This is a genomic window from Microbacterium sp. AC132, assembly GCF_979258525.1.
Genome location: NZ_OZ409862.1, coordinates 1,391,088 through 1,416,733, shown reverse-complemented (window position 1 = coordinate 1,416,733; position 25,646 = coordinate 1,391,088). Strand labels below are relative to the sequence as shown.

Genomic DNA, 25,646 nt, shown 5'->3' with positions numbered 1-25,646 from the left:
GCATCGCCCTCAGGGGATCTCACGTACCGAAGGAGATCTCACGTACCGAAGGAGATCTCACGCATCGAAGGAGCATTCCTCGGATGGGCTCCTTCGTTGTGCGAGATCTCCTTCGCAGGGACGCCGAGCGGCAGTACGAGCGACAGTCACCGCCGCGACGTCAGCGCGCCTCAGGCGTCTCCGAGCTCGCCACGACCTGCACCGTGTCGGTCCTGACGCCCGGGTGCTCGCGCTCGAGCGCTGCACCCTCCATGTCGACATTCGGAAGGATGCGGTCGAGCCACCGCGGCAGCCACCAGGCCGACCGGCCGAGCAGGTGCATGAGCGCCGGCATGAGCAGCATCCGGACGACGAAGGCGTCGAGCAGCACACCGAACGCCAGGCCGAAGCCGATCGAGCGGATGATGGTCGACTCCGAGAAGATGAACCCGCCGAAGACCGACACCATGATGAGCGCCGCGGCGACGACGACCGAACGTCCGGCCCGGAAGCCCTGGGCGACGGCATCCCGTGCCGAGGCTCCGTGCACGTACGCCTCGCGCATCCCCGAGGCGAGGAAGAGCTGGTAGTCCATCGCCAACCCGAACAGGATGCCGACGAGGATCACGGGCAGGAAGCTGAGGATGGGCCCCGGGCTGTCCAGGCCGATGAGGTCGGCGCCCCAGCCCCACTGGAACACGGCGACGATCAGGCCGTAGGTCGCGAACAGCGAGAGCACGAAGCCACCGGTGGCGATGATCGGCACGAGCAGCGAGCGGAACACGACGATCATGATGAGCAGCGAGAGCCCGACCACGACCACGAGGTAGAGCGGCAGGACGGCGGCCAGCGCCTCGGAGATGTCGATGTTGGTCGCGGCCTGCCCGGCGACGCCGAGGGTGATGCCGCCGTCGAGCTGCGGCAGGGCGCGGATGTCCTGCACGAGCTTCTCGGTCGATGCGCTGTTCGGGCCTTCGGCGGGGAGCACCTGGAACGCGAGCAGGGTGTTGTCGTCGGAGTTCGCGATCGGGGCGACACCCACGACGTCGTCCTGGTCGGCGATCTTCTGGGCGATCTCGACCTGCGTGGCGAGCAGGTCGTCGTCGCTCACCGCGTCGTCGAGGGTGGCTGTGACGAGCAGCGGACCGTTCGCCCCTTCGCCGAACTGCTCGTCGACGATGTGGAAGGCGCGGTAGCTGGTCGAATCCGACGGTTCGCTCGCGCCGTCGGGCAGTCCGAGGCGCATCGACATCGACGGGATCGCGACGATCAGCAGTGCGATCACGCTGACGAGCACGGTGACGATCGCGCGGAGCGTGGACATCCGCTTCACGGGCTTGCCCGCGGCGTGCGGCTGGCCGATCGTGGAGCGAGCCTTGCCGCTGAGCAGTCGTGTTCCGACGAGGCCGAGGATCGCGGGGGCGAGCGTGATGGCGACGAGCACGGCGACGCCGACGCAGACCGCGCCGACCGTGCCCATGAGTCCGAGGAACGGAACGCCGGTGACGTTGAGGGCCAGCAGCGCGACGATCACCGTGGTGCCGGCGAACACCACGGCCGTTCCCGATGTGCCGGTGGCGAGGCCGATGGATTCGCGAACCGGAACACCATTGAGCAGCTGCTTGCGGTGCCGGTTCACGATGAAGAGCGAGTAGTCGATGCCGACGGCGAGACCGAGCATGACGCCGAGCACGGGGGTGACGGATGCCATGTCGACGACGCCCGAGAAGGCGAGAGATGCGGTCACGCCGACGCCCACGCCGACGACGGCCGTCACGATCGGCAGTGCTGCACCGATGAGTGTGCCGAGCATGACGATCAGCACGACTGCGGCGAATGCGAGTCCGATCGCTTCGCCGACGCCGAAGATCTCGGGCACGCCCTGCGCGATGTCGGTGCCGAAGTCGACCTCGACGCCATCGATCGGGGACGACTCGAAGTGCTCGATCGTGCCTTCCTTGACCTCTTCGGAGAGCTCGAGGCGGGGGTCTTCGAACGAGACGTTGACGATCGCTGTCGAGCCGTCGTCGGACACGACACCGATGCCGTTCGTGAGATCGAGGAGCGTGGACCCGAGATCGACCTTCTCGGCGTTGGCGTCGAGCTCGGCGCGCGACTCGTCGATCGTCTTCTGCTGGGTATCGAGCTCGGCGAGCTGTGCGTTGAGCGCGGCGATCTGCGCGTCGAGAGCGGCGAGCTGTGCAGAAGGAGCACCGCCCGCTTCGGCCTGCGACCGAGCGGTGGTGAGCTGTTCGAGACCCGCATCGAGCTGGGTGCGTCCGTCATCGAGCTGTGTCTGACCGGCATCCAGCTGGGCGCGGCCGCCTTCGATCTGGTCCTTGCCGTCGGCGAGATCCTGCGCCTGCACGGCCTGCTGCTGCTGGGCGTCGAACGGGTCGACCACCGATGCGACCCCGTCGAGGTCCTCAGCGCTCTTCGCGAGGGCGGAGATGTCCTGCTTCTGCTGCTCGGTGAAGGCCGAGCCGTCGGTCGTCTGATAGACCACCGTGCCGGTGCCGCCCGCGGTGTCTGGCAGCTTCTCGGCGAGCTGGTCGGTCACGGCACCCGAGGCGGTGCCGGGGATGTCGAAGCTGTTGCTCAGCGTGCCGCCGAGCGTGAGGAACGCGCCGACGCCCAGGCCGAGAATGAGGACCCACGAGACGATCACCGTCCACGCCTTGCGCGCAGCGAAAGAACCCAGACGGTAGAGCAGTGATGCCAAAACGATCTCCTTAGACGAATAGATCGTACGGGGCGTCTCGTCTAGTGTTCTGTGGTTATCCTGAACGTGTGGTGAACGAGCATCGAAGCGGGCCTGTGCGCAGCACGGCTGCCCGTGAGGCGATCCTCGACGCGACCGCGCGACTGTTCCACAATCAGGGCTACGACCGTCTCACGATCGAGGGGATCGCGAAAGAGGCCGGTGTCGGCAAGCAGACCATCTACCGGTGGTGGCCGTCGCGGGGCGCGTTGATCGGTGAGTGCCTCGCCGAGGGGCGCCTCATCCCGGTCGACTTCGTCGTGCCGGACACCGGAGACCTCGCCGCCGACGTCGAGACCTGGCTGCGCAGCGTGCTCTCGATCCTCGAGGCGCCCGAGGGCGGAGCGCTGCTGCGATCACTCGTCGCCGCCGCCACCGAGGATGCCGGAGTCGGAGCGCACCTCGGTGACAGCCTCGGCGTCGAGAAGTACCTCACCGAGCGCATCCGCGGTGGCATCCGCGACGGTCAACTCACCGAGGACGCCCCCGTCGAGCAGCTCGGGCGTGCCATCCTCGGCGCGATCATCGTCGAGTCGCTGGGGCGCGAGCACCACGACCCGGAGTCGATCGTGCGGCTGACCCGCTTCTTCTTCTCCCGCTGACGGCGGTCGGCGTCTGTGCCGGCATGGCCATCGCGCCGAGACCCGGCGGGAGGCGTCGGCATCAGACGACGCGGAACTAAGTTGAACGGAACCGGTCAAGCTGGCGCTGAATCCAAATGGAGCTTTGTAGTCAGCGCTCGCATGTGATTCCGCGCAAGAACCATGCGGGCAGATGCTAGGAAATCACCTCGGCATCGACAATATCCTCACCAGGGGCTTCGACCGTTGTCGGAAGTTCAAGGAAATGGCTGTATACACTAGTCGACTCGGCAATTTCTGCCGGACCGGCGTACACTCCGGCCAGTAGAACGACGGTGTTCCCGAGGGCCAGTATCTTTCCCATGGCCGGGTGTTCCCGCATCCTCGACGCCTCGCCAGAGCGAGCAATGACGCCAACCAGGGCATCTGCTTCATCAAGCAGGCCATCTGCGCCATGGATCTTGTATCCATTGACGACCGCGATGATCGATTGAGCGTGTCGACGGATCTCTTCTCGAAACTGCAGCGAGAAGCCGTCTTCGTTGGCGAGATCATCGACGATCTCTGTCGCCAAGCGCCGAATCTCATCGAGTCGCTCTCTGGGGATCGCGCGTAGGGCGTCGCCCTGCAGAAGGACCCGGCTCCCGTACTGAAGGCCGACCACGACGTCGTCCCCAAGCTGATCCCAAATCTTCTTGGGGCTGCCGTGCGGCGATCCCAAAGAGGGGAGAGCCGCTTCGATTCGATCCATGTGCTGGAGCAGCATGTCCGGCGGGACGATCGGCTTCTCCAGCGCCGCCACGTCTCGTCGAATGGTCACTGGCATCGACATAATCTCGGCTACGGCAGCAAAGTACGCGGCGGAGTCGCCTTCATCGAGCTGCAGATATGACTCAAGTACCTGACGGTTCTGGAAGGTCATAGTGGTGGTCGTCCTCGTGGCGTAGCCCTTGATGTGGGTCAGCAGCTGTGCCAGTCGACCTGCGGGGGTCCGAATGTAGTCGTCCTCTATACTCACGCCGTAACCCTAGCGTCCGCCTCCCCCAAGAAGCCTTTGGCAGTCGGGTGCACTCGAACACGGCGCGCAACCAGCCACGTTGAAGACCCTGCATATCGCGAAAACCATGGGACAGACCGCGGAGATTATCGGCATCGAGTTAACGCGCGATCAGAAGCGGCCTGATCATGTGAACTCTGCGAAGCACGTCATCATCGATGTCTGTGCTGAGCTCGAAACCGAATCACCAGTTGAGCGGACGGAATGTTCAATCTTCTAGGTCGGTTTGATGCCCATCAGTCCCCCGTCGCGCACTCTCCACGAGTGCATCCATCTGACGTATGTACTCGCGTGAGACCGTCAACGACCATTGGACGGCAGACTCGCGGATAACGAGAGAGTGCCCGAGTACTTCCGCGCCCATTCGATCGCGAAGCCTACGCTGCAGATCGAGTGCATCGGCAGCGTTTCGCATCTGCCGCCCGGTGAGCTTTCCGCCGCCGTGAACAAGTGCGTTTCGGGCCTCGACGAGCGTTGCTCGATCGCCGTCTACGTCAGTTCCTGCGAGCGAGATCCCGAAGCCATTTGAGAGCCAACGAAGCCTTGCCGTCCACGACTGGTTGAACTGGTCCTCTAGATGACTGAGTAAAGCCTGCCCGAACCTTAGTTGCGAAACGCCCGATGCTTGGATCAAATATTGAAGCGACGAGTCGACATAGATCTCCAGAACTGTGCAGATTGAGATCAACGCGTGGTCGGCCGGTCCAAGCGATGACATCGATCGCTCGACTACTGAAAGTGATCGGAGAGCAGCGACGGCCGCTGTCTCGATGTGGGGGTCAGGCACGAGTATGTGCCTCCCGAGCCGCGACGCCAGCTCGGAAACCAGCCGCGGCGCGCGGAGAATCACCGGTTACGGACGTCGCCACTCGATCCGTGTTGTTGAGGCCGTTTCGGCCGAGAGCAGCCGCGAGGGCTGGGCGTGCGAGAGTCGGCGATGCCGCAAATGCTCCTATTGTCGAGGCCGAATTGAGTCTGCCGCGTTGCGCCAAGTACCAGGAGGCTTGAGCGCGGACTGTGTCATAAGGCTCCTCTAGCAGCGCAAGCGCCCAATCTTCGATTGCTGAGTGATCGGCATCGACCGGAACAGTAGTAGCGGCAAGTGAGAGAACCCAGAGGCATCCCCATGGCGTCTGGCGATCTGCCGCGATGATCTTCTTGAGTACTTCTAAGTTGGTGGCGTGGACTGGTCGGCGTTGCAACAGTCTGGCGACCAGTTCGAGGTGAGCGGGGCGCCAGAAGACAATCTCCGCGAGGACTGCGTCGTCGGTCACGTCTCCGCGCAGTTCGGACAGGATCCGGAGCGCCGTGGGCACGTAGAAAGAGAGGGTAGATTCGAGCGCAGCGCTACCAAGCCGTTTGGTCTCTACGAACCAGTCTTGCAGCAGAGTCTGCATTGCAAGTTCAGCGGCTTCGTCTTCGTCGACGTCGTCGCCACTGCCGTCGAAGTCGTCATAGAAGGCGCCGGATTCCTGGTCGGAAAGAGTTGAGAGTGCGTCTTCGGAATATTCCTGCAGGGAAGCTTCCCTTTTAGCTCGGCGTTCGATGGCCGTCGAGATCTTGTACACGCGCGTTTTTTCCGAGGACAGGATCAGCCCATAGGCTCGAGCGATCTCCGCAGCCTGTTCGATCCTGCGTCTTGCGCCGCTCCAAGTCTCCTCGATCATACGGAAGTCGTCGGCGAACCTTGACACTGTCGCGCCGGACCGAAGCAGGTCACGCTCCATCATCGCAAGGTAGATGTCGGCGAGCACGTCCGAGCTGCGGAGGAATTGCGGGAGCCCAATCTCACTCCTCATAATCTCTCCGAGTAATTCCCCAACTGCAGTCGCGTAGGCCACCTCGGAAGTCTGAAGGATGAGCTCGTCGACCAGCTTCTTGTGATCGATGTATTCGTAGAAGGAGGCGATATCGGTTTCGACCAGGTATGTGCTGCCGTCCAGATGTTCTCCGAAACGCTGGTGAGCCTGCCATGCAGGCTTCCATCCGTCCGCGATGCGCGACGACAGAGTGATGCTCGCGCTTAGATGAGTCACTAACGCCTGAAGCAAGGCTCGCGCTTCCACGCTCACGATCGTTACGGGGCGGGGGCCGAATCCGTTCCGCCGCGGCATTGCGATTACCTCTGAGGATATAGGGGCGCCCTTGAGGAAAGTCGCGAGCACAAACTCAACGACGCGGGAGGGTTCCGCAGCAAGGCATTCGTCGACGATGATTGGTGGGAGCCGTTCATATCCCTCTTTGAGCACGAAACTGACTGCGTCCGCGATCTTGAGCTTCTGAAGCTGGGCTTGAGTGAGTCGCACTCTTGAATACTTGCGTACTCCCCGGCTGCTAACGGACGCGGCACGCCTAACCTGAGCCATGTCGACGATGGAGCCCGCGGTAAGTTCCGGCTGGATGCGTCAGGCGGAAAACGCCACTGCGCCAACTCCTCAGAAGTCAGCCATCCGAAAGCCTCAGCCGAGGATGAGCGTGATGACCGTCGCGCCACCGCCACCGAGGATCAGGGCGATGATGACGGTCCAGGCGACGATGCGCATGCGGCGATTGCGCTTCTCGCCGAGATCGCCGTAGTCCTCGCTCAGACCGTCGCCGCTCATGCGCTGACCGGCTCGGTGACCGTCGGGCCGAAGGCGGCGGGCAGGGTGGCCTGCGAACGCTCGCGGATCTCGGCGATCGGCACGGTGAAGACGTCCTGCACCTCGAGCTTGTCGCCCTCGGAATCGGTCACGCCGATGCGCATCACCGGGTAGTCGCGGCCTTCGCAGAGTCCGCGGAACTTGACGTCGTCTTCCCGCGGAACGGTCACGATGACGCGGCCCGTCGACTCCGAGAAGAGGGCGGATGCCGCATCCACACCGTCGCGCTCGATGATCTCGTTCAGCCAGACGCGTGCGCCGACGCCGAAGCGCGAGACGCCCTCGGCGAGGGCCTGCGCGAGGCCACCCTCCGACACGTCGTGCGCCGACGAGATCAGCCACTCGTCACGGGCGGCTCCGAGCAGACCCGCGAGGCGCTTCTCGCCCGCGAGGTCGACCTTCGGGGGCAGTCCGCCGAGGTGCTGGTGCACGGTCTCGGCCCACGCCGAACCCGAGAGCTCGGTCGAGGTCGTGCCGAGCAGGTAGATGTTCTGACCCTCGTCCTGCCATCCCGAGGGGATGCGGCGCGAGACGTCGTCGATGATGCCGAGCACGCCGACGAGCGGGGTCGGGTGGATCGGCACGTCGCCGGTCTGGTTGTAGAACGAGACGTTGCCGCCGGTGACCGGGGTGCCGAGTTCGTAGCATCCGTCGGCGAGACCGTCGACGGTCTGCCCGAACTGCCACATGACCTCGGGGTTCTCGGGAGAGCCGAAGTTCAGGCAGTCGGTGATCGCGGTGGGAACGGCACCCGTGACGGCGACGTTGCGGTACGCCTCGGCGAGTGCGAGCTGCGCACCGGCGTACGGGTCGAGCTGGCAGTAGCGTCCGTTGGCGTCGGTCGAGATCGCGAAGCCGAGTCCCGACTCCTCGTCGACGCGGATCATGCCGGCGTCATCGGGGAACGACAGGGCCGTGTTGCCGAGCACGTAGTAGTCGTACTGGTTGGTGATCCAGCGGGTGTCGGCGAGGTTCGGCGAGGCGACCAGGTCGAGGAACTGCTCGCGAAGCACCTCGGGGTCGTTCGACCGCGGAAGGTTCTCGGCGGCATCCGCCTGCAGTGCGTCGATCCACGTCGGGTACGCGACCGGGCGGTCGTAGACCGGGCCGTCGACCGCGACGGTCGAGGGGTCGACGTCGACGATGCGCTCGCCCTGCCAGTCGATGATGAGGCGGCCGTCGCCGGTGACCTCACCGAGGACCGACGTCTCGACGTCCCACTTCTGAACGACGGCGAGGAACGCGTCGAGCTTCTCGGGAGCGACGATCGCCATCATGCGCTCCTGCGACTCCGACATGAGGATCTCCTCGGCCGTGAGCGACGGGTCGCGCAGCAGCACGTTGTCGAGCGAGACCTTCATGCCGCTGTTGCCGTTGGCCGCGAGCTCGCTGGTCGCGCACGAGATGCCGGCAGCACCGAGGTCCTGGATGGCCTCGACCAGCTCGTCGCGGTAGAGCTCGAGGCAGCACTCGATGAGCACCTTCTCGGCGAACGGGTCGCCCACCTGCACCGCGGGGCGCTTGGTGGGTCCGGTGCTGTCGAACGAGTCGGATGCCAGGATGCTGGCACCGCCGATGCCGTCGCCACCCGTGCGGGCGCCGAACAGCACGACCTTGTTGCCGACGCCGGTCGCATTGGCGAGCTTGAGGTCCTCGTGGCGGAGCACGCCGACCGCGAGCGCGTTGACGAGCGGGTTGGCCTGGTAGACGGAGTCGAAGACCGTCTCGCCCCCGATGTTCGGCAGACCCAGGCAGTTGCCGTAGAAGCTGATGCCGCTGGTCACGCCGTGCACGACGCGAGCGGTGTCGGGGTGGTCGATCGCGCCGAAGCGGAGGGCGTCCATGACCGCAACCGGACGTGCGCCCATCGAGATGATGTCGCGGACGATGCCGCCGACGCCGGTCGCGGCGCCCTGGAACGGCTCGATGAAGCTGGGGTGGTTGTGGCTCTCGGCCTTGAAGGTGACGGCCCAGCCCTCGCCGACGTCGATGACGCCCGCGTTCTGGCCCATGCCCACCATGAGGCGTTCCTTCATCTCGTCGGAGACCTTCTGGCCGAAGCGGCGCAGGTAGTTCTTCGACGACTTGTACGAGCAGTGCTCCGACCACATGACCGAGTACATCGCCAGCTCGCCGGAGGTCGGGCGGCGGCCCAGGATCTCCTTGATGCGGGCGTACTCGTCGTCCTTGAGGCCCAGCGCTGCGTACGGCTGCTCCTTCTCCGGAGTCGCGGTGGCGTTCTCGACGGAGTCGGGGACGTGCTTGTGGGCAGGTGCAGGGGCGGTGGTCACGCGCACTCCTAGATGAGGGGCCGGCGGGGCATGGCCAGTCTACCGGGGGATGCCGTGGCCATCGCCCCGGGCGGACAGCGGGGTCTACGTCGGGAGCGGCCCGAGCTCCCGTGCGGCCGCGATGAGGGAGAGCGCGATCGAGTCGGAGCTGTCGATCTGCCGGCGCGGGCCCGAGTAGGAGAGCGCTCCGGCGAGCGTGCCGGAGGCATCGGTGATCGGCGCGACAAGGCAGCCACGCTGACCGTCGCGGGCGCGGATCACCCCCTGCGAGCGGAGTTCGGAGACCAGGTCGCCGGCGGCGGTCTCCCCGCGCACGACCAGGGGCAGCAGGCCGAGGGCGTAGCGGGTGGGCTCCTGCTGCAGGCCCTGCCGATTCGAGAGGGGGAAGTCGGGGTCCTCATCGGCGACGACGACCCGGTCGTCACGATAGAGCACGAGGTGGATGCCGCCCTCGCGCTCGCCCTGGTGCGCTCGAGCACGTCCCGTGCGGCGCGCGGGATGCGTTCGACGCCGATGCTGCCGGCCAGCAGCGCCACCTTCGTGCCCAGGGCGAATCCGGTGAGATCCGGCGTCCGGACGAGGTACTCGTCCTGCACCAGCAGGTTGAGCAGGCGATAGGTGGTCGCACGCGGCATCCCGAGCCGGTCGGCCAGCTGCCGCGCTGTGACGCCGGCACCCATCGCAGCGACGGCCTCCAGCATCGACAGCGCGCTGTGGATGGCGGCGGGCTGTCGGGCCGTGATCGATACCGCGTCGCCAGCCGTCATCCGTCGGCGTCCCCCGGTTCGCCCCGGTGTGCGCTGCCGCCGCCGGTGCGGGCCACGCCGCCGAGAACGTGGGCGGCGACCGGCTCGTCGTAGCGCCCGACCTCGCCGAGAGGCGAGCGCCGTCGCCACCGGATCAGTACCGCGGCGATCAGGGCGAAGCCGAGGGCGAACCAGACCCCGGGGTTTCCCGCGGCCGCCTCCGCGACGAGATAGACCGTCAGGCATGCCGCAAGCGCCGCCGCCGCGCTGACGGCGGCGATGATGGAACCGACGGTGACCTCCCCGATACGGCGCAAGAACAGGGGAGCGGCGATGCAGACCAGCACGTAGGCGACGATGTAGCCCGCTGCCGAGATCAGCAGGACGGCCTTCATCGCGTCCCACGGTGACACGCCTGCCGCGACGATCACGAGCGGTGCGAGGACGATCGGCGGGACCGCGACGACGACCGCGCCGATCGGGGTGCGGTGGCGCCCGTGCGTGCGGCCGAGTCGGGCGGGGAGGACACCGTCGCGGGCGAGCGCGAACACGATACGGGTGAGGGCGGTCGTCGAGGCGATCGCGCAGGCCAGACCCGAGGTGGCGATGCCGACGTCCGCCACGGCGGCCCATGCGGAGAGGCCGAAACGCGACGCGAGATCGTCGAGGAGCGCGACCGATGCCGTCCCCCCGATCGCGGCGGCTCCTGCGATCTGCGTGTAGGCGGCGATGAGGTAGAACACTCCGGCGACGCCGACGCTCCACACGATGGCGCGAGGGATGTTCTTCAGCGGCGAGCGGGCCTCGACGCCGAGCGTCGCGGAGCTCTCGAACCCCACGAACGCGGTGATCGCGAGAACGGCACCGCCGGCGACGCCGGCCACGGAGATGCCGTCGGCCGAGAAGATCGCCGCCGGTTGGAGCGGCCCGATGTGCACGAGGAGCACGATCATCAGCGAGAGGATCAGCGCGACGGAGATGAGTTCGACGACGAGCGCGACCCGGGATGAGAGGCGGATGCCGCGCACGAGGACGATCGCGAGCACCGCTGCTTCGACGACGAGAGCGCCCAGGGCGATCGGCGTCGCGGCGAGCTGAGGCCACAGTCGGGTCACGAGCATGGTCGCATAATGGGCGCCGCCCAGAAGAGCGAAGATCGAGATGAAGGCATACCCGACGAGGATCGCTGCACCGGTCGCGAGTCCGCCCGCCGCGCCGAGTCCGCGCGCCGCGTAGGTGTACAGGGAGCCGCTGGCGGCGAACCGACGAGTGAACTGGTTGATCGTCCGAGCGACCAGGAACGTGATGATCATGGCGAGGGCCATCACGAGCACGGTGGCGCCGCCCGCCAGGTCCGCCACCAGCAGCACCGCCATCGCCGAGGCGGCGGCTGGGGCGACGGCCGCGACCGATTGCGCGAGGATGTCGGCGAAACCCACGGTGTGTCTGTCCAGTCCGTGCAACGGCGAGCGGGCGGCGAACGAGCGCACGGTCTGCGGGCGCTCGATCGCCTCTTCCAGTGCAGACATGGGGCCTCCGCCTGTCTCGTGATGGGAGGAGGCTACGAGCGGCCTGTTGCCGGAGCGCGTCTGCGATGTTTCACGCAGATGTCACCCGAATGAGACGGCCGGAGTTCCGGCGTCCCGTTCGCGGCGAACGCAGACGTCACTCCGGCGAGACGGGTGGGAAATCCTGCCGCGGCAGGGTGGGGGAACCGCTCCACTCCGCTTCTCTCAGAAGGGTTTGCACATGGTCCAGATTCAACCCAGCGCCACCGAGACCTCCCCGAAGAAGGTCCTGTCGGGATCGCTCGGTGCTACCGCGATCGTCTTCATGGTGGTCGCCGCCGCCTCGCCCCTGACTGTCATCGGCGGGTCCGCCCCACTCGGCATCCTGCTCGGCAACGGGGCGGGCTTCCCGGCGCTGTATGCGATCAGCGCCGTCGTTCTCGTGCTCTTCGCCGTCGGCGTCTCCGCGATGGCCAAGCACGTCCCCAACCCCGGGGCGTTCTTCACCTACGTCGGATATGGCCTCGGACGCTCGACCGGTCTCGCGTCCGCCTGGATCGCGATGCTCACGTATACGACGATCCAGGTGTCCGTGTACGGGTACATGGGCTACGTGCTGAGCTTCACTTTCGAGGGGTTCGGCATCACGCTCCCGTGGTGGCTGTACTCGATCGCCGTCGTCGCGCTCGTCGGGTTCCTCGGCTATCGCCACATCGATCTGTCCAGCAAAGTGCTCGGCGTCCTGCTCTGCGCCGAGGTCGGAATCGTCCTCCTTCTCGTAGCGGCGGTCGTGATCTCCGGCGGCCCTGAAGGTCTGAGCCTGGCTCCGTTCGAGCCGAAGAACGTCGCGAGCGGCTCCCCCGGCGTCGGCCTCATGATGGCGATCGCCGCGTTCATCGGGTTCGAGGCGACCGCCGTCTTCCGCAGCGAGGCGCGCGATCCCGACCGCACGATCCCCCGTGCCACCTATATGGCCGTGATCGGCGTCGGCGTGTTCTACACGCTCGCCTCATGGGGCCTCGTCATGGCGTGGGGTCCCTCGAACATCCTGGAGGAGGCCGCGGCCGACCCGGGAACGCTCATCCTCCGCACGATGTCGGCGTACCTCGGCGCCACCGGCGAGATCATCACGAACATCCTCCTCATCACCGCGATGTTCGCCTGCGTGCTGTCGTTCCACAACGTCGTCGCCCGTTACCAGTACTCCATGTCAGGCGCCGGCGTGCTGCCCGACCGGGTGGGCGCCGTGCACCCCCGGCACATGTCTCCGCACGTGTCCTCGCTCGTGCAGAGCATCACCGCGATCGTCCTCGTCGCGCTGTTCGCCGTTCTGCAGCTCGACCCGGTGCTGCAGGTGTTCACCTGGTTCGCCGGGGTCGCGACCGTGGCGATCGCCCTCCTGATGGCGGTCACCTCGATCGCGGTCATCGTCTACTTCGCGAGGACACGCAAGGACCGGAGGATCTGGAACACCGTGATCGCCCCCGTGCTCGGTTTCATCGGCCTGGTGCTCTCCGTGGTCATGATCGTCGTCTACTTCCCGATCATGGTCGGCGATGCGGATGCCACAGGCGCGCCCGTGTTCGGCGCGGTCAGCTGGAGTCTGCTCGGGCTGGTGATCGTCTTCCCCCTCATCGGGTACGCCCAGGCCGCGTGGATCAGAGCCCGCAGGCCCGCGGCATACGTCAAGCTCACCGACGCCATCGCCGGCTGAGGCGCACCATGAGCGCGACCGACACACTCTCCCCCACCCCCTCGACGAGAAGGACCGTCATGCCCCTGCCACACGTGGATTTCCTCTACCTCTCCGAAGCCGACATGATCGCGGCCGGAGTGACCGATATGCACCAGTGCGTCGACACCATGGAGGAGATGTTCGCGCTGTTCGCCGCCGGCGACTACCGCATGACCGGTGAGAGCAACGACTCGCACGGCGCGATGATGACGTTCCCTGAGGCATCGCCGTTCCCGAACATGCCGGTGCCTACTGAGGACCGACGGTTCATGGCGATGCCGGCGTACCTCGGCGGAGACTTCCAGACGACTGGCGTCAAGTGGTACGGATCCAACATCGCCAACCGCGAGAAGGGTCTGCCGCGGTCGATCCTCATGTTCACGCTCAACGACACCGACACCGGGGCGCCACTCGCGTTCATGTCGGCGAACCTGCTGTCGGCATACCGGACCGGCGCCGTGCCGGGGGTCGGTGCGCGGCACTTCGCCCGCAAGGACTCGCGCGTCGCGGGGATCGCCGGGCCCGGCGTCATGGCACGTACGGTGCTCCTGGCCTTCATGGATGCGTGCCCGCTAATCGACACGCTGAAGATCAAGGGGCGAGGGGCGGAGAGCCTCGCGCGCTTCCAGGAGTGGGTGCGCGAGGAGTTCCCGACGATCACCACGATCGAAGTCGTCGACTCGATCGAAGACGTCGTCCGGGGCAGCGATCTGGTGAGCTTCTGCACCACGGGCACCGGTGCCGGTGGCTCGGAGAACTACCCCACGATCCAGCGGGAGTGGATCACGCCGGGGGCGTTCTTCGCGATGCCGTCCCTGTGCAACACCGACGACTCGCTGCTGGACAGCGACATCACGAAGGTCGTCGATGCGTACGGGTTGTACGAGACCTGGTATGAGGAGTTCCCGAAGCCGTCGTTCGAGTACATTCCGATGGTCGGGCAGAAGTGGATGGATCTCGTGAAGGCCGGGGAGCTCTCACGCGACGAGCTCGTCGACATCGGCGATGTCGTCTCCGGAAAGCGGCCCGGTCGGCAGAGCGACGACGAGATCGTCATCATGTCGGTCGGCGGGATGCCGGTGGAGGACGTCGCGTGGGGGACGAAGGTGTATCGCAACGCCCTCGAGCGCGGCATCGGCCAGAAGCTGAACCTGTGGACCGAGCCGGCTCTCGCATGAGTGCGGCAGAGGTCATCCGGACCGTCGACGTCGCGGTGGTGGGTGCAGGCTCCATGGGATCGATGGCGCTGTGGCACCTCGCGCGCTCGACGGGGATGTCCGTGCTGGGCATCGAGCAGTACGGACCGGCGCACGGCCACGCGGCCTTCGCCGGTGAGTCGCGTCTGTTCCGTGCGGCGAACAAGGAGGGCGCGCTCTACACGGCGGCTGCTCTCGAGGCCAGGGCGCTGTGGACCGAGCTGGAGCGTGAGACCGGCCGCCAGCTGCTGCTGAAGACCTGCGTCCTCGCGATCGCGCCGGAGGGACATCCATTCCTCGAGTCCACGCAGCGGTCGATCGTGGAGGGCGATCTGCCGCACCGGTTCCTCGACGCCGCAGAGCTCCGCCGGGAGTATCCGCAGTTCACCGTCGAGGACGGCGACATCGGGATCATGGACCTGCTGGGCGGCGGGTTGCGCTCGGAGCTGGCGGTGGCGACGGCGCAGCGGGCCGCGATCTCGCGCGGGGCGGAGATCCTCTACAACACTCCGGTGCTCGGCATCGATGAGCGCGAGAGCGGTGTCGTGATCTCGACATCCGAGGGGATCGTTCACGCGCAGAAGGTGATCGTGACGACCGGTGCGTGGACGACGAGGATCGTGCCGGAGGTGCGCGATCTGGTGAGCGCCATCGCCATACCGCTCACGTGGTTCATGCCGGAGGACATCAGCCAGTTCACCCCGGACCGCTTCCCATGCTGGATGCGGGACCTGGACGGCGACCATGCCTTCGGCGTCCCCACACTCGACGGCTACTCGGTCAAGATCGCCCCCACGACCCGCATCGACACGATCGAGGACCCCGACACAGATCCCCGCGAACCGTCGCGTGAGCAACTGCGGAGATGCACGGCGATCGCCACCCGGATGTTCCCCGGCATCCTGCCCGAGGTGGTCCGGTCGTCCATCCACCCGGAGTCGGCGACGGCTGATCATGTCCCGATCCTCGACGTCTCCGAGTCGGGCCGGACCATTATCGGAGCCGGATTCTCCGGCAACGGCTTCAAGTTCTCGCCCGCCTACGGGCGAGTGTTGGCGCAACTCGCCGAGAGCGGGTCGAGCGCGCTGCAGCACCCCCTGTTCACGCTCGGTCACCACCGGCGCCGTGCTCAGGCGCGCGCCGACGATCTTGTCCTCGCAGACGACTATCCGGTCCTCCAGGGCCACTGACACGAAAGACGGAACCGTTGATAATCACCAGCGTGAAGAGCGGCAGCAAGTTCGAGACCCTCGCAAGCTATTCGCGGGCCGTCGCGATCGGCGATTGGATCTTCGTCTCGAACACCGCCGGCATCGATTACGAGACCAGGACCCTGCCGGACACGGCGGCAGAGCAGCTGCGTCTCGCGATCGCCACCGTCGCGCGGGCGCTCGCCGCCGTGGATTCATCGCTCTCCGATGTCGTCCGGATCCAGGTCTTCGTTCCGGATGCGTCCGATCAGGACGAGACGATCGAAGTGCTCGGCGAGGCGTTCCGCGGCATCGACCCGGCACTCACCATGACGCGCAGCCCGCTCGCGGGCGAGTACAAGGCCGAGATCGAGGTGACCGCGCACCGCGGGGCGGGGGCGGCGAGGCGCACGCAGATCGATCTGTGAGCACTCGGCGACTCGGGGTGCGGGGTCTCGGATACGGTCAGGCCTGACCGGGTCAGCGGGCCTCGCCCGCGCCGGACAGGCGTCGCGAGAGGGCGGTCGCGGCGTCCGCCAGCGCGGGCGGTGCGACGACGCGGAACGGCGCGTCGAAGCGGGCGATCGACGCGAGGATGCCGACCCACGACCACGATCCGACGGTCACGCGGCACGAGCTGTCGTCGATCGGCTCGACGGTGCCGTCGCGGCCGTTCCAGTGCGCGACCTCGCGGGCGGGCAGATCGAGCACGAGCTCTCCGATGCACGGCCAGCGGTCTGCGGCATCCGATCCCTTCGCCCGAGCTGCGAGGTAGGTCTGGGCGTCGGCGGCGGGCAGCTCGCGTGGCGTGAAAGCGGGGCCGGTCGGGATGCGCGGTGTCATCCGGTCGAGTCGGAAGGTGCGCCAGTCATCGGCCTCGAGGTCCCAGGCGAGCAGGTACCAGCGGCCCTCCCGGGCGACGACCGCGTGGGGCTCGGTGCGCCGCGCCGGGCGGTCATGGTTCTCTCCGTAATCGAAGCGCAGCACGTGGTGGTCTCGCACCGCACCGCTGACGGCTTCGAGCACCGCCGGATCCACGCGCGTCTCGTTCTCGACCCCGGCGAAGCGGATGCCGTCGACCCGGTGCCGCAGGCGTGACGGCATCACCTGGCGCACGGTGGCCAGCGCACGAGCCGCGCCCTCGTCGATGTCGATCCCCGTGGCCGACACGCTCTGCAGCGCGACGGCGATCGCGACGGCCTGCTCGTCGTCGAAGAGCAGCGGCGGCAGCTCGGAACCGGCGGCGAGGCGGTATCCGCCGTCGGGGCCCTTGATCGCGCTGATGCGGTAGCCGAGCTCGCGCAGTCGGTCGACGTCTCGTCGCACCGTGCGGGGTGTGACGTCGAGGCGGTCGGCGAGCACCTGCCCCGGCCAATCGCGAGCCGTCTGCAGCAGGGACAGCAGGGCGAGCATGCGAGAGGAGCTGCCGGTCATGACTCCATTGTGCTCCGAGTAGAGGACCGAAACTGACCTCTTCTGCTGTGAGTGTTGGTCTCACCGGCATCCGCCGCCCACACAGATCCGAGGAGATCCCATGACCATCGCGACCACCACCCACCTGAACTTCCGCGGCACCGCGCACCAGGCGCTCGACTTCTACCAGTCCGTCTTCGGCGGCGAGGTCACGCGGGCGACCTATGCGGATTTCGGCATGCCGGTGGGAGTTCCCGGCGCCGACAAGGTCGTGTTCGGCCAGGTCGAGAACGCCGACGGCTTCCGGCTGATGGCATACGACATCCCCGGCGCCGACGACGCTGACGCTGACGCCACCGCGGGCACCACCTCGAGGGAGAACGGGACGACCGTCACCGACCGCACGTTCTTCCAGTCGCTGCGCGCCGATTCGCTCGACGAGCTCACCGGGTACTGGGACGCCCTCGCGGACGGCGCCTCGATCGTCGAGCCGTTGGCTGCATCGGCGTGGTCACCCGGATTCGGCATGCTGACCGACCGATTCGGCGTCACCTGGGTGCTCGACGTGCGCGCCGCCTACGCGGGCTGAGGCGGGCGCCGTTCAGGACTCAGGAAGATGCGCTCTCGATCGGGCCGGAACCAGCGGTCTCGGCTCGATCGGTCGCGTTCTTCCGGAGTTGCGGACCGCGACGTGCCTAGCCCTTGTCCGGCTTGCCCTTGTCGCCCTTGTCGCCCTTGTCGCCCTTGTCGCCCTTGCCGGAGTTCCCGGAGTTCCCGTTATTCCCGGAGTTGCCTGAGTTCCCAGAGTTGCCCGAGTTCCCGGAGTTCCCGTTGTTGCTCGGGTCCACGGGCTCTGTGACCACCTCGACGGGCGCTGCGGGGGTGTCGATGGGGGAGGTCTCCGCCGGGGTCGACGCCGTGCGGGCGACGACGCCTGAGGCGGTGCGTCCCAACTCGGATGCCGGTGGCGCGCTGAACGCCGCGATGCCGGTGACGATCGCACCGGCGGCAAGAAGCCCCGCGGCGCCGGCGATCACGCGGGTGCGGGTGCGTGTGCCGGGGCGGGTGCGGTCGCGGGTCCGCAAGCGGGGTGCGGGATTCGTGACCTCGGTCGCAGGGATCACAGCGGTCGCTCCGGTCGGCGCGGAATCAGCGTCGAGGGCCGACGACTCCGCGTCGACGCTCGCGGATGAGGCGGCGGATGCGGGACGCGGCTGAATTCCCGCGCCCGCGTCTGGCGCGGCGGCGACGGCATCCGATTCCGTGCCCGTCACCCCCGGAGTCGCGTCGACCGCCGGCTCCGTGCCGGCCGATGCGACGATGGCCGCAGCCGCCGCGGCGACGGCGGTGCCGTTGCTGTTCGCGGCGTAGTCGCGCAGCAGAGCCCGGGCGGCGCGCGCCACCTCGACGGCGGTCGGGCGTTCCTCGGGCTCGAGGCGTGTCATGCGGCTGAGGAGGTCGCGCCACTCGTCCGGAACCGTGTCGGAGATGGTCGGCGGGTTGAGCAGGCGAGCGACCGCCGCCGCGCGCCCGGAAGCGAGGGAGGGGTAGCCGGGGTATCCGCTGAGCGCCTCGAGAGCGACGAGTCCGAGCGAGAAGATGTCGACCGGGGTTCCGGGGTCGGCGTCGCGCAGCTGCTCCGGCGCCATATAGGTGAGTGTGCCGAGCACGATCCCCGGCGTCGTGAGGCGGGTGTCCTCGATGGAGCAGGCGATGCCGAAATCCGCGAGTTTCGCCGCGACCGGGCGGCCGGACCGGGCGTGCGCGAGCAGCACGTTCGACGGTTTGATGTCGCGATGCACGATGCCAGCCGCGTGCACGGCGGTGAGTCCCTCGGCGAGATCGCGGACGATGCGGGCCACGTCGCGCGGCGTCATCGGGCTTTCGGCCATGCGCGCGCCGAGGGTGGGCCCGTCGACGAACTCCATCACCAGGTACTGCGGACGACCGGGCACGAGCTGCGCGTCGTACAGCGTCACGAGCGACGGGTGGCTCAGCGAGGCGAGCAGCGCCTTCTCGGTATGCGCGCGCTCGATCGAGGCGACCGGACCGTCGCTCTCGTGGATCATCTTGATCGCGACGATGCGTCCGAGGTGGGTGTCCTCGGCGCGGTACACGGTCGCCATGCCGCCTCGTCCGACGCGGTCGTGCAGTACGTACCGTCCGTCGAGCAGTGCCGCCGTCGGCGACATCACTTCCAGCGTCATCACTTGCTCCTTGCAGATGCACCCGGGTCATGCATCGTTCGACATAACCACGGCTGACGGGAGTGTGTCATCGGGGTTGACGTATGGACGAAGAAGTGGATGCGGTCGATGATTCGCGTGCTCTCGCGCCGGGCGAGCGCGTGCGCGGAGGCTGTCAAGGCCCTCCTCGAGCGTCGGCGGCCTCGGGTAGAAAAGAGTCAGATCGAAAGGATGTGGCATGGCCGCAGGTGACATCGAGACGTTCCAGCGAGACGGGATCTGGTTCAACCGCATCGAGGGCGAATCCCGCACTCTGGGGTCCAGCTTCGAGACCGAGGCCGAGGCGGTTCGAGTCGGTCGGGGTGCCGCGACGGCACGTCAGGTCAAGCACACCGTGCGTGTCGAAGAGGGGCCGTCGGGCACGGGCAACCTCTACGACTGGCACCCGCGCGATCTCATGAACTGAGGGCCGGTGACCGGCAACGACAGACACGGGCGGATGCTGTTGCAGGCGTGCCTCAACGGTGCGCGACCCGCAGTGCAGCATCCTGCCCTCACGGCCGATACGACCCTCGCCGGCGCCGACGCCGCGCGTGCCGTCGCGGCGGGTGCCCGCGAGATCCACGTGCACCCGAAGGATGCCGCGGGCGACGACAGCCTGCGTGCCGCCGATGTCGACCGGTGGGTGAGAGCACTGCGCTCGGCGTGCCCTGGCGTGCAGGTCGGGGTGACGACCGGTGCATGGATCGAGCCCGATGTCGGGGAGCGCCTCGCGGAGATCCGCGAATGGAGCGTCGTGCCCGACTTCGCTTCGGTGAACTGGCACGAAGCCGGTGCTGACGAGGTCGCGGCGCTGCTCGTGAGCCGCGGTATCCGCGTGGAGGCGGGCATCTGGGATGCCACCGGACTCGACGCCTGGCAGCGCTCGCCCGTTCACGACGACACGCTGCGGGTGCTGGTCGAGCTGCCTGACGAGGCGGCGGATGTCGTGCGGCGGCACGCGGAGGGGCTGATCGCGCACGTGCGCCTCGACGACCCGGACATTCCGATCCTGCTGCACGGCGAGCAGCGGTCCGCCTGGCCGGCGTTCACCCTGGCGGTCGAGCTGGGCCTCGATTCGCGCATCGGCCTCGAAGACACCCTGCAGCTGCCCGATGGACGGACCGCACCCGACAACGCGGCACTGGTGCGAGCGGCTGTGGCCTTCATCAACGCCTGAGTCGGGGTCCGGAGTCGGCTCCTCCTGCAGCCTCATCGTCACCCGCCGTCATGCGACTCGCGACCGATCCGCCGCTTCCTTAGGGTGGAAGCTCCCGCTGAGAAGGAGTACGCGTGTCCGAGATCCAGACCCGCCGCGCCGGTGCCGTTCGATGTCGGCTCGCGGGCTGAGGAACGCCTGCCATGACCGACCACCGCGCGCCCACTGACCCGCATCCGTTCGACTCCCGCACGAGGTTCGACCTCGACCGGCCCGAAAGCCGCAAGTGGAGCCTGCACCCCGGCCACATCGGGGCATGGGTGGCGGAGATGGACTTCGGCGTCGCGCCGGTGATCGCCGACGCCATGCATCGAGCGATCGACGAGGAGAACCTCGGATACCTGTCGCCGCCGCTCGCTGCCCGACTCGGCGACGCGACGTCCGAGTGGATGCGCAGCGAATACGGCTGGGCCGTCGATCCGGAACGCGTGCATCCGGTCTCCGACGTGATGGCGGCCCTGAGGGTTGCGGTCGAGGAGTACGCTCCCGCGGGATCGCCCGTGATCGTGCCGACTCCGGCATATATGCCGTTCCTGACATATCTGCCGACCGTCGGCCATCCGGTGATCGAGATCCCCGGCGTCGACATCGACGGACGCTGGCACCACGACCTGCAGCGCATCGACGAGGCATTCGCCGCCGGTGCCCGCACGCTCGTGCTCTGCAACCCGCACAACCCCACCGGCACGGTCGTGGACCGCTCCGAGCTCGAGGCGCTCGCGGAGATCGTCGAACGCCACGGCGGACGGGTGTTCGCGGACGAGATCCATGCGCCGCTGCGCTTCGACGGGAGACCGTTCATCCCCTATGCGTCGGTGTCCGAGGCGACCGCCGCCCACACGGTCACCGGCACCAGCGCGTCGAAGGCGTGGAACATCCCCGGCCTCAAGACCGCGCAACTGATCACCTCGAACGACGCCGACCAGGAGCTGTACCGCCGCTTCGGGTTCTCGGTGCAGCACGGTGCAGCGACGCTCGGTGTCGTGGCGTCGACGGCGGCATATCGGGAGGGCAAGCCGTGGCTCGACGGCGTGCTCGGGTATCTCTCGGAGTCGCGCCGCCTTGTCGGCGACCTCATCACGGAGCACCTGCCTGGCGCGGTGTATCGCGAGCCCGAGGCGACCTACATCGGATGGATCGACACGACGGCGCTCGAGATCCCCGGCCCGCCGGCCGCGTACTTCCGCGAGAACGCCGGCGTCGTGCTGACCGAGGGCGCGCTGCTCGGACGCGGATACGAGAACTTCGTGCGGATCGTGTTCGCGACACCTCGGCCGATCCTGCGCGAGGCCTTCGCGGCGATGGGGGATGCCGTTCGCGCTCGGTGATGCGTCGTTCGTCGCCTCGTGAGGGCGGGTGCGGGGTCAGTTCCGCATCTCTCGGCGGATGCGTGGTCAGTTCCGCATCTCCTGGCGGGTGCGTCGACTCCCGGTGGTCGCGTGGTCAGAAACGCACCTCGCAGCAGGTACGTGGTCGGTTCCGCACCTCTCGTCGGATGCGTGGTCAAAAACGCACCGGAAACGCTGAGTTCCGATGCGTTACTGACCCCGCACGCGCCGGGGCCAGCGGGCCGAATGCGGCTCAGCCTCGGTCGCGCAGCGCCGACGCGATCCGCTCGACCGCCTCGACCAGCACCGGACGGGGCATCGCGAAGACGAAGCGCGTGTATCCGATCGCGGCCACACCGCATGCGGCGCCGTCCGTCATCGCGACTCCGGCGTGCTCGCGGAACCACTCGCCGAGATCGCCCGTCAGCCCGGTCTCGCGGAAGTCGAGCAGGGCGATGTAGCTCCCCTCCGGCACGACCATCCGCACGCCGGGGAGCTTCTCGTCGACGAGCTGCGCCAGCGTCCGCCGGTTGCCGTCGAGGTAGTCGACCACGTCGTCGAGCCATTCGCGCCCGCCGGTGTAGGCAGCGATGTTCGCGATGACGCCGAGCGTCGATGTGCCGTGTCCGGCCCAGAATCCCAGGCTCTCCCAGAGTTCGGCGTCGGCGTCGTTCGAGAGGATGATCTGCGCGCACTTGAGGCCCGCGAGGTTCCACGCCTTCGAGGCGGAGGTCGCGGTGAGGGTGTGGGCTGCGGCGGCATCCGACACCGAGGCGTAGGGGATGTGCCGGGCCGGGGTGTAGACGACGGGCGCGTGGATCTCGTCGGCGAACACGCGTCCGCCGGCATCCGTCACGACCGACGCGATGGCGAGCAGCTCGTCGCGGGTCGCGACGGTGCCGAGCGGATTGTGCGGGTTGCAGAGCACCAGCATCTCGCCGCCGTCGCGGAAGGCCTGGGCGACGGCATCCAGGTCCATGACCCAGCGTCCGTCGACCTCGATGCTCGGCACCTCGATGACCCGACGGTCGTGCATCGGCGGCACCAGCAGGAACGGCATATATGCAGGGGTCGGCACGATCACGGCCGAGCCGGGGGTGGTGAAGTGCTCGATCGCCAGCTCGAACGCGGCGATCACATCGGGCACGTGGTGCACGCGCTCGGCGGGGATCTCCCACCCGTACGAGTCGGAGTACCAGCGCGCCGTGGCCGCCGAGAGGTCCTTCGCGAGCTTCTCGGGCAGGTACCCGGTCACGCCGAGGTCGAGGGCATCCTTCACCGCGCCGGTGATCGCGGGGGCGAGGCCGAAGTCCATCTCGGCGACGAACGCGCCGATCGTGTCGGGGAAGGCCGTCCATTTGACGCTGCCCGCAGCGCGCAGGTCGTCTTGCGTGATCTGGTCGAACGCGGGGGAAGTCATGTCTCAATCCTTCCACCCGTCGGCGACACCGGGCTCGCGCGCGGCTCCGGATGCCGGGAGCGGGCACCGCTTCGGGTGCGCAACTGGCCCCGCATGGAGTCGTGCCGCGTGCGGGGTCACTTCGGCATCCGAAATCGCCGTTTCGGGTGCACAACTGACCCCGCATGGAGTCGAGCCGCGTGCGGGGTCACTTCCGCATCCGAAAACCGCCGTTCCGAGTGCACAACTGGCCCCGCACGACACCCCGCACGACCGCCCGCACGACCCCACGCCACCCCGCAACACCATTGAGCGTCATCAGTACCCGTGCCAGGATTGCCCCGACTCGGCCCACCGGGGCTGAGACGAAGGGATTCTCATGCAGCTGGCGATGATCGGACTCGGCCGGATGGGCGCCAACATCGTGCGCCGCCTCATGCGGGCGGGGCACGAATGCGTGGTCTATGACGTCAACACGGATGCCGTGCAGGCGCTGGTCGCCGAGGGAGCCACGGGCGCCGACAGCATGGCCGATCTGGCGTCGAAGCTCGAGGCGCCGCGGGCCGTGTGGATGATGGTGCCCGCGTCGCTCACGGGCATGGTGGCGGATCAGGCGGCGGAGGTGCTCGACGAGGGCGACATCCTGATCGACGGCGGCAACTCGAACTACCGCGACGACGTCCGCCGGGCGAAGGCGTTCCGCGAGCGCGGCATCCACTATGTCGATGTCGGCACGAGCGGTGGGGTGTTCGGACTCGACCGCGGATACTGCCTGATGGTCGGCGGACCCGATGAGGCCGTGCAGCGCATCGAGCCGGTGCTGCGCACGATCGCCCCGGGTGTCGGCGAGATCGAGCGCACGCCCGGCCGCACCGGAGACCTCACCCCCGAGGAGCAGGGCTACCTGCACTGCGGGCCGTCGGGTGCGGGGCACTTCGTGAAGATGGTGCACAACGGCATCGAGTACGGCATCATGGCGTCGATCGCCGAGGGGCTGAACCTGCTGCACAACGCGGATGCCGGGGTGCGCGAGGCGGAGCACTCGGCGGAGATCGCTCCGCTGGAAGAGCCGGAGTTCTACCAGTTCCCGATCGACACGTCGAAGGTCGCCGAGCTCTGGCGACGCGGATCGGTCATCTCGTCGTGGCTGCTCGACCTGACCGCTGCCGCGCTCGCCGACAACCCGCAGCTCGACGGTCTGGCCGGCCGCGTGTCCGACTCGGGCGAGGGACGCTGGACGGTCAAGGCCGCCGTCGATGTCGGCGTGCCCGTGCCGGTGCTCGCGGCGTCGCTGTTCGAGCGCTTCGCCTCACGCGATGAAGACAAGTTCGCCAACCAGGTGCTGTCGGCGATGCGTCTGCAGTTCGGCGGGCACCAGGAGCTGCCGGCCGGAGATGTGCTCGAGGCCGGATCGCGGAAGGCGGATTCCGACAGCGCCTGATCGCCTTCTCGCGGATCGTCGAGCGGGGCCCACGGAGGTTCACGTTCACAACTCCGGAAGAAGCGGGTGCGTCCGCCGGCTCGACGCCGGAATCCCGGGGAACCGATGCGTCGGCCCGCTCGCTCTTCCGGAGTTGTGAACCGGCGGAACTGCAGCCGTCCGTCCGAGCCGAAGCCCCGACCCGAGAAAGGCATCCGATGACCGCCGCCACACGTCGAGCCACCCCGCACGACGCCGCCCGTCTCGCCGAACTCCTGCACGCCTTCAATACGGAGTTCGACACCGAGACGCCGGGGGTCGAGGTGCTCGCCGAGCGGTTGCGCACGCTGCTGGGCGGAACCTCCACTTTCGCGGTGCTCGGCGGCGATCCGGCGGTCGGTCTCGCGCTCGTGACCCTGCGTCCGAATGTGTGGTCGGAGGGGCCGGTCGCGCTGCTCGATGAGATGTACGTCGAGCCCGCGCACCGCGGTGGTGGTGTCGGCGGCGCGGTCCTCCGGCACATGGTCGAGATCTGCCGGGAACTCGGCGTCGCGGCGATCGAGATCAACGTCGATGAATCGGATGCCGCGGCGATGCGCTTCTACGAACGGCACGGGTTCAGTGGCGTCGACCCCGATTCCGGCGAGCGGGCGTTCTACTTCTATCGGTCGCTGGAAGTCGGGGCCTAGCTGCCGGGGCTCGAGGCGCCGCGCACCCCGGTGGCTATCCTGACGCCATGGATCCTTTCCTCACCAATCGTCCTCTTCTACGTCGCCGGGTTCCTGATCGGCATCCTGATCCTGTGGCTCGTGATCTACACGGCCGTGCGGTCGGCCTTGACGTCGCATCGTCAGGCGCTGGCGGAAGAGGGACGACCGGCGCAGCGCTACTCCGGGCGCTGACGAATGGCCTCTGTCACGACGCTCTCGCGGTCCGACGCGGCAGGGCTCGACGGC

General features: G+C 67.6%; 23 protein-coding genes and 1 pseudogene. 13 read left to right on the top strand and 11 right to left on the bottom strand.

Translation table 11 applies throughout. The features are described from left to right. Positions 1-160: 160 nt before the first annotated feature. Positions 161-2,701, bottom strand: coding sequence for an MMPL family transporter (locus ACZZZQ_RS06595; RefSeq protein WP_463507179.1), 2,541 nt, complete (start codon positions 2,699-2,701; stop codon positions 161-163). Between the two features lie 71 nt (positions 2,702-2,772). Between ACZZZQ_RS06595 and ACZZZQ_RS06590 the strand changes: the two genes are divergently transcribed. After that, the gene (locus ACZZZQ_RS06590; RefSeq protein WP_244198774.1) at positions 2,773-3,342 is read left to right on the top strand and encodes a TetR/AcrR family transcriptional regulator; all 570 of its coding nucleotides are present in this window, start codon (positions 2,773-2,775) and stop codon (positions 3,340-3,342) included. A 175-nt stretch (positions 3,343-3,517) separates the two neighbouring features. Here ACZZZQ_RS06590 and ACZZZQ_RS06585 read toward each other — a convergent pair whose 3' ends face one another. Beyond that, positions 3,518-4,339 carry a hypothetical protein gene (locus ACZZZQ_RS06585; RefSeq protein ID WP_463507178.1) on the bottom strand — a complete coding sequence of 274 codons (822 nt, stop codon included), beginning with the start codon at positions 4,337-4,339 and terminating at the stop codon, positions 3,518-3,520. 379 nt (positions 4,340-4,718) lie between these two features. Here ACZZZQ_RS06585 and ACZZZQ_RS06580 point away from each other — a divergent pair, with 379 nt between their 5' ends. Then, positions 4,719-4,907 (top strand): hypothetical protein, encoded by a 189-nt coding sequence (locus ACZZZQ_RS06580; protein ID WP_463507177.1) that lies wholly within the window; start codon positions 4,719-4,721, stop codon positions 4,905-4,907. 250 nt (positions 4,908-5,157) lie between these two features. Here ACZZZQ_RS06580 and ACZZZQ_RS06575 read toward each other — a convergent pair whose 3' ends face one another. The 6 genes and pseudogenes from ACZZZQ_RS06575 to ACZZZQ_RS06550 all read right to left on the bottom strand — a co-directional run bounded on the left by ACZZZQ_RS06575 (position 5,158) and on the right by ACZZZQ_RS06550 (position 11,586). After that, the gene (locus tag ACZZZQ_RS06575) at positions 5,158-6,684 is read right to left on the bottom strand and encodes a reverse transcriptase domain-containing protein (protein WP_463507176.1); all 1,527 of its coding nucleotides are present in this window, start codon (positions 6,682-6,684) and stop codon (positions 5,158-5,160) included. 153 nt (positions 6,685-6,837) lie between these two features. Beyond that, complete coding sequence (locus ACZZZQ_RS06570) at positions 6,838-6,981, bottom strand: hypothetical protein (protein ID WP_171821968.1); 144 nt, start codon at positions 6,979-6,981, stop codon at positions 6,838-6,840. After that, positions 6,978-9,311: a phosphoribosylformylglycinamidine synthase subunit PurL gene (gene purL, locus ACZZZQ_RS06565; protein ID WP_053098386.1), complete on the bottom strand. Its 2,334-nt coding sequence runs from the start codon at positions 9,309-9,311 to the stop codon at positions 6,978-6,980. Before purL ends, ACZZZQ_RS06570 begins: the two co-directional genes overlap by 4 nt. 84 nt (positions 9,312-9,395) lie before the next feature. Continuing rightward, the gene (locus tag ACZZZQ_RS06560) at positions 9,396-9,746 is read right to left on the bottom strand and encodes a hypothetical protein (RefSeq protein WP_463508112.1); all 351 of its coding nucleotides are present in this window, start codon (positions 9,744-9,746) and stop codon (positions 9,396-9,398) included. Between the two features lie 188 nt (positions 9,747-9,934). Continuing rightward, positions 9,935-9,991 (bottom strand): annotated as a pseudogene (locus ACZZZQ_RS06555) (hypothetical protein); the annotation flags it as partial. 83 nt (positions 9,992-10,074) lie between these two features. After that, complete coding sequence (locus tag ACZZZQ_RS06550) at positions 10,075-11,586, bottom strand: APC family permease (protein ID WP_230101073.1); 1,512 nt, start codon at positions 11,584-11,586, stop codon at positions 10,075-10,077. Between the two features lie 220 nt (positions 11,587-11,806). On the opposite strand from ACZZZQ_RS06550, the gene ACZZZQ_RS06545 reads away from it, so the two are divergent. From ACZZZQ_RS06545 to ACZZZQ_RS06530, 4 genes are read left to right on the top strand one after another with little or no spacing between them, the layout of a single operon-like run. Continuing rightward, positions 11,807-13,279, top strand: coding sequence for an APC family permease (locus ACZZZQ_RS06545; protein WP_053098388.1), 1,473 nt, complete (start codon positions 11,807-11,809; stop codon positions 13,277-13,279). 59 nt (positions 13,280-13,338) lie between these two features. Next, a complete protein-coding gene (locus ACZZZQ_RS06540; RefSeq protein ID WP_463507175.1) occupies positions 13,339-14,478 on the top strand; it encodes a tyramine oxidase subunit B in 1,140 nt (379 codons plus the stop codon). Beyond that, positions 14,475-15,686 carry an N-methyl-L-tryptophan oxidase gene (gene solA / locus ACZZZQ_RS06535; RefSeq protein ID WP_463507174.1) on the top strand — a complete coding sequence of 404 codons (1,212 nt, stop codon included), beginning with the start codon at positions 14,475-14,477 and terminating at the stop codon, positions 15,684-15,686. Before ACZZZQ_RS06540 ends, solA begins: the two co-directional genes overlap by 4 nt. Positions 15,687-15,718: 32 nt before the next feature. Continuing rightward, on the top strand, positions 15,719-16,114 hold the full coding sequence (locus tag ACZZZQ_RS06530; RefSeq protein WP_230101071.1) for a RidA family protein: 396 nt from the start codon (positions 15,719-15,721) through the stop codon (positions 16,112-16,114). Between the two features lie 52 nt (positions 16,115-16,166). Here ACZZZQ_RS06530 and ACZZZQ_RS06525 read toward each other — a convergent pair whose 3' ends face one another. Continuing rightward, complete coding sequence (locus ACZZZQ_RS06525) at positions 16,167-17,120, bottom strand: helix-turn-helix transcriptional regulator (RefSeq protein ID WP_463507173.1); 954 nt, start codon at positions 17,118-17,120, stop codon at positions 16,167-16,169. 100 nt (positions 17,121-17,220) lie between these two features. Between ACZZZQ_RS06525 and ACZZZQ_RS06520 the strand changes: the two genes are divergently transcribed. Beyond that, positions 17,221-17,688: a VOC family protein gene (locus ACZZZQ_RS06520; RefSeq protein ID WP_463507172.1), complete on the top strand. Its 468-nt coding sequence runs from the start codon at positions 17,221-17,223 to the stop codon at positions 17,686-17,688. Between the two features lie 106 nt (positions 17,689-17,794). On the opposite strand, the gene ACZZZQ_RS06515 is transcribed toward ACZZZQ_RS06520, so the two are convergent. Next, positions 17,795-19,306, bottom strand: coding sequence for a serine/threonine-protein kinase (locus tag ACZZZQ_RS06515; RefSeq protein ID WP_463507171.1), 1,512 nt, complete (start codon positions 19,304-19,306; stop codon positions 17,795-17,797). A 217-nt stretch (positions 19,307-19,523) separates the two neighbouring features. Between ACZZZQ_RS06515 and ACZZZQ_RS06510 the strand changes: the two genes are divergently transcribed. From ACZZZQ_RS06510 to ACZZZQ_RS06500, 3 genes are all read left to right on the top strand, one after another. Next, on the top strand, positions 19,524-19,751 hold the full coding sequence (locus ACZZZQ_RS06510; RefSeq protein WP_053098394.1) for a DUF2188 domain-containing protein: 228 nt from the start codon (positions 19,524-19,526) through the stop codon (positions 19,749-19,751). A 6-nt stretch (positions 19,752-19,757) separates the two neighbouring features. Continuing rightward, positions 19,758-20,504, top strand: a complete 747-nt coding sequence (locus tag ACZZZQ_RS06505) for a 3-keto-5-aminohexanoate cleavage protein (RefSeq protein ID WP_463507170.1) — start codon at positions 19,758-19,760, stop codon at positions 20,502-20,504. Positions 20,505-20,686: 182 nt separating this feature from the next. Next, complete coding sequence (locus ACZZZQ_RS06500; protein ID WP_463507169.1) at positions 20,687-21,871, top strand: MalY/PatB family protein; 1,185 nt, start codon at positions 20,687-20,689, stop codon at positions 21,869-21,871. A gap of 253 nt (positions 21,872-22,124) precedes the next feature. Here ACZZZQ_RS06500 and ACZZZQ_RS06495 read toward each other — a convergent pair whose 3' ends face one another. Then, entirely contained in the window at positions 22,125-23,291 is a 1,167-nt protein-coding gene (locus ACZZZQ_RS06495; protein WP_394194979.1) for a MalY/PatB family protein, read from the bottom strand. Positions 23,292-23,649: 358 nt separating this feature from the next. Here ACZZZQ_RS06495 and gnd point away from each other — a divergent pair, with 358 nt between their 5' ends. From gnd to ACZZZQ_RS06480, 3 genes are all read left to right on the top strand, one after another. After that, positions 23,650-24,711: a phosphogluconate dehydrogenase (NAD(+)-dependent, decarboxylating) gene (gene gnd / locus ACZZZQ_RS06490; protein ID WP_056276027.1), complete on the top strand. Its 1,062-nt coding sequence runs from the start codon at positions 23,650-23,652 to the stop codon at positions 24,709-24,711. A 197-nt stretch (positions 24,712-24,908) separates the two neighbouring features. Further along, positions 24,909-25,379: an N-acetyltransferase family protein gene (locus ACZZZQ_RS06485; RefSeq protein ID WP_463507168.1), complete on the top strand. Its 471-nt coding sequence runs from the start codon at positions 24,909-24,911 to the stop codon at positions 25,377-25,379. A 30-nt stretch (positions 25,380-25,409) separates the two neighbouring features. Continuing rightward, complete coding sequence (locus tag ACZZZQ_RS06480; protein ID WP_463507167.1) at positions 25,410-25,592, top strand: hypothetical protein; 183 nt, start codon at positions 25,410-25,412, stop codon at positions 25,590-25,592. Positions 25,593-25,646: the final 54 nt, after the last annotated feature.

What these genes read in the sequence shown, in the direction of transcription:
- ACZZZQ_RS06515 (WP_463507171.1), bottom strand. Translation starts at nt 19,306, where the DNA reads ATGACGCTGGAAGTGATGTCGCCGACGGCGGCACTGCTCGACGGACGG.
- ACZZZQ_RS06520 (WP_463507172.1), top strand. Translation starts at nt 17,221, where the DNA reads ATGACCATCGCGACCACCACCCACCTGAACTTCCGCGGCACCGCGCAC.
- ACZZZQ_RS06570 (WP_171821968.1), bottom strand. Translation starts at nt 6,981, where the DNA reads ATGAGCGGCGACGGTCTGAGCGAGGACTACGGCGATCTCGGCGAGAAG.
- ACZZZQ_RS06485 (WP_463507168.1), top strand. Translation starts at nt 24,909, where the DNA reads ATGACCGCCGCCACACGTCGAGCCACCCCGCACGACGCCGCCCGTCTC.
- ACZZZQ_RS06525 (WP_463507173.1), bottom strand. Translation starts at nt 17,120, where the DNA reads ATGACCGGCAGCTCCTCTCGCATGCTCGCCCTGCTGTCCCTGCTGCAG.
- ACZZZQ_RS06545 (WP_053098388.1), top strand. Translation starts at nt 11,807, where the DNA reads ATGGTCCAGATTCAACCCAGCGCCACCGAGACCTCCCCGAAGAAGGTC.
- ACZZZQ_RS06510 (WP_053098394.1), top strand. Translation starts at nt 19,524, where the DNA reads ATGGCCGCAGGTGACATCGAGACGTTCCAGCGAGACGGGATCTGGTTC.
- ACZZZQ_RS06550 (WP_230101073.1), bottom strand. Translation starts at nt 11,586, where the DNA reads ATGTCTGCACTGGAAGAGGCGATCGAGCGCCCGCAGACCGTGCGCTCG.
- ACZZZQ_RS06540 (WP_463507175.1), top strand. Translation starts at nt 13,339, where the DNA reads ATGCCCCTGCCACACGTGGATTTCCTCTACCTCTCCGAAGCCGACATG.
- ACZZZQ_RS06500 (WP_463507169.1), top strand. Translation starts at nt 20,687, where the DNA reads ATGACCGACCACCGCGCGCCCACTGACCCGCATCCGTTCGACTCCCGC.
- solA (WP_463507174.1), top strand. Translation starts at nt 14,475, where the DNA reads ATGAGTGCGGCAGAGGTCATCCGGACCGTCGACGTCGCGGTGGTGGGT.
- gnd (WP_056276027.1), top strand. Translation starts at nt 23,650, where the DNA reads ATGCAGCTGGCGATGATCGGACTCGGCCGGATGGGCGCCAACATCGTG.
- ACZZZQ_RS06495 (WP_394194979.1), bottom strand. Translation starts at nt 23,291, where the DNA reads ATGACTTCCCCCGCGTTCGACCAGATCACGCAAGACGACCTGCGCGCT.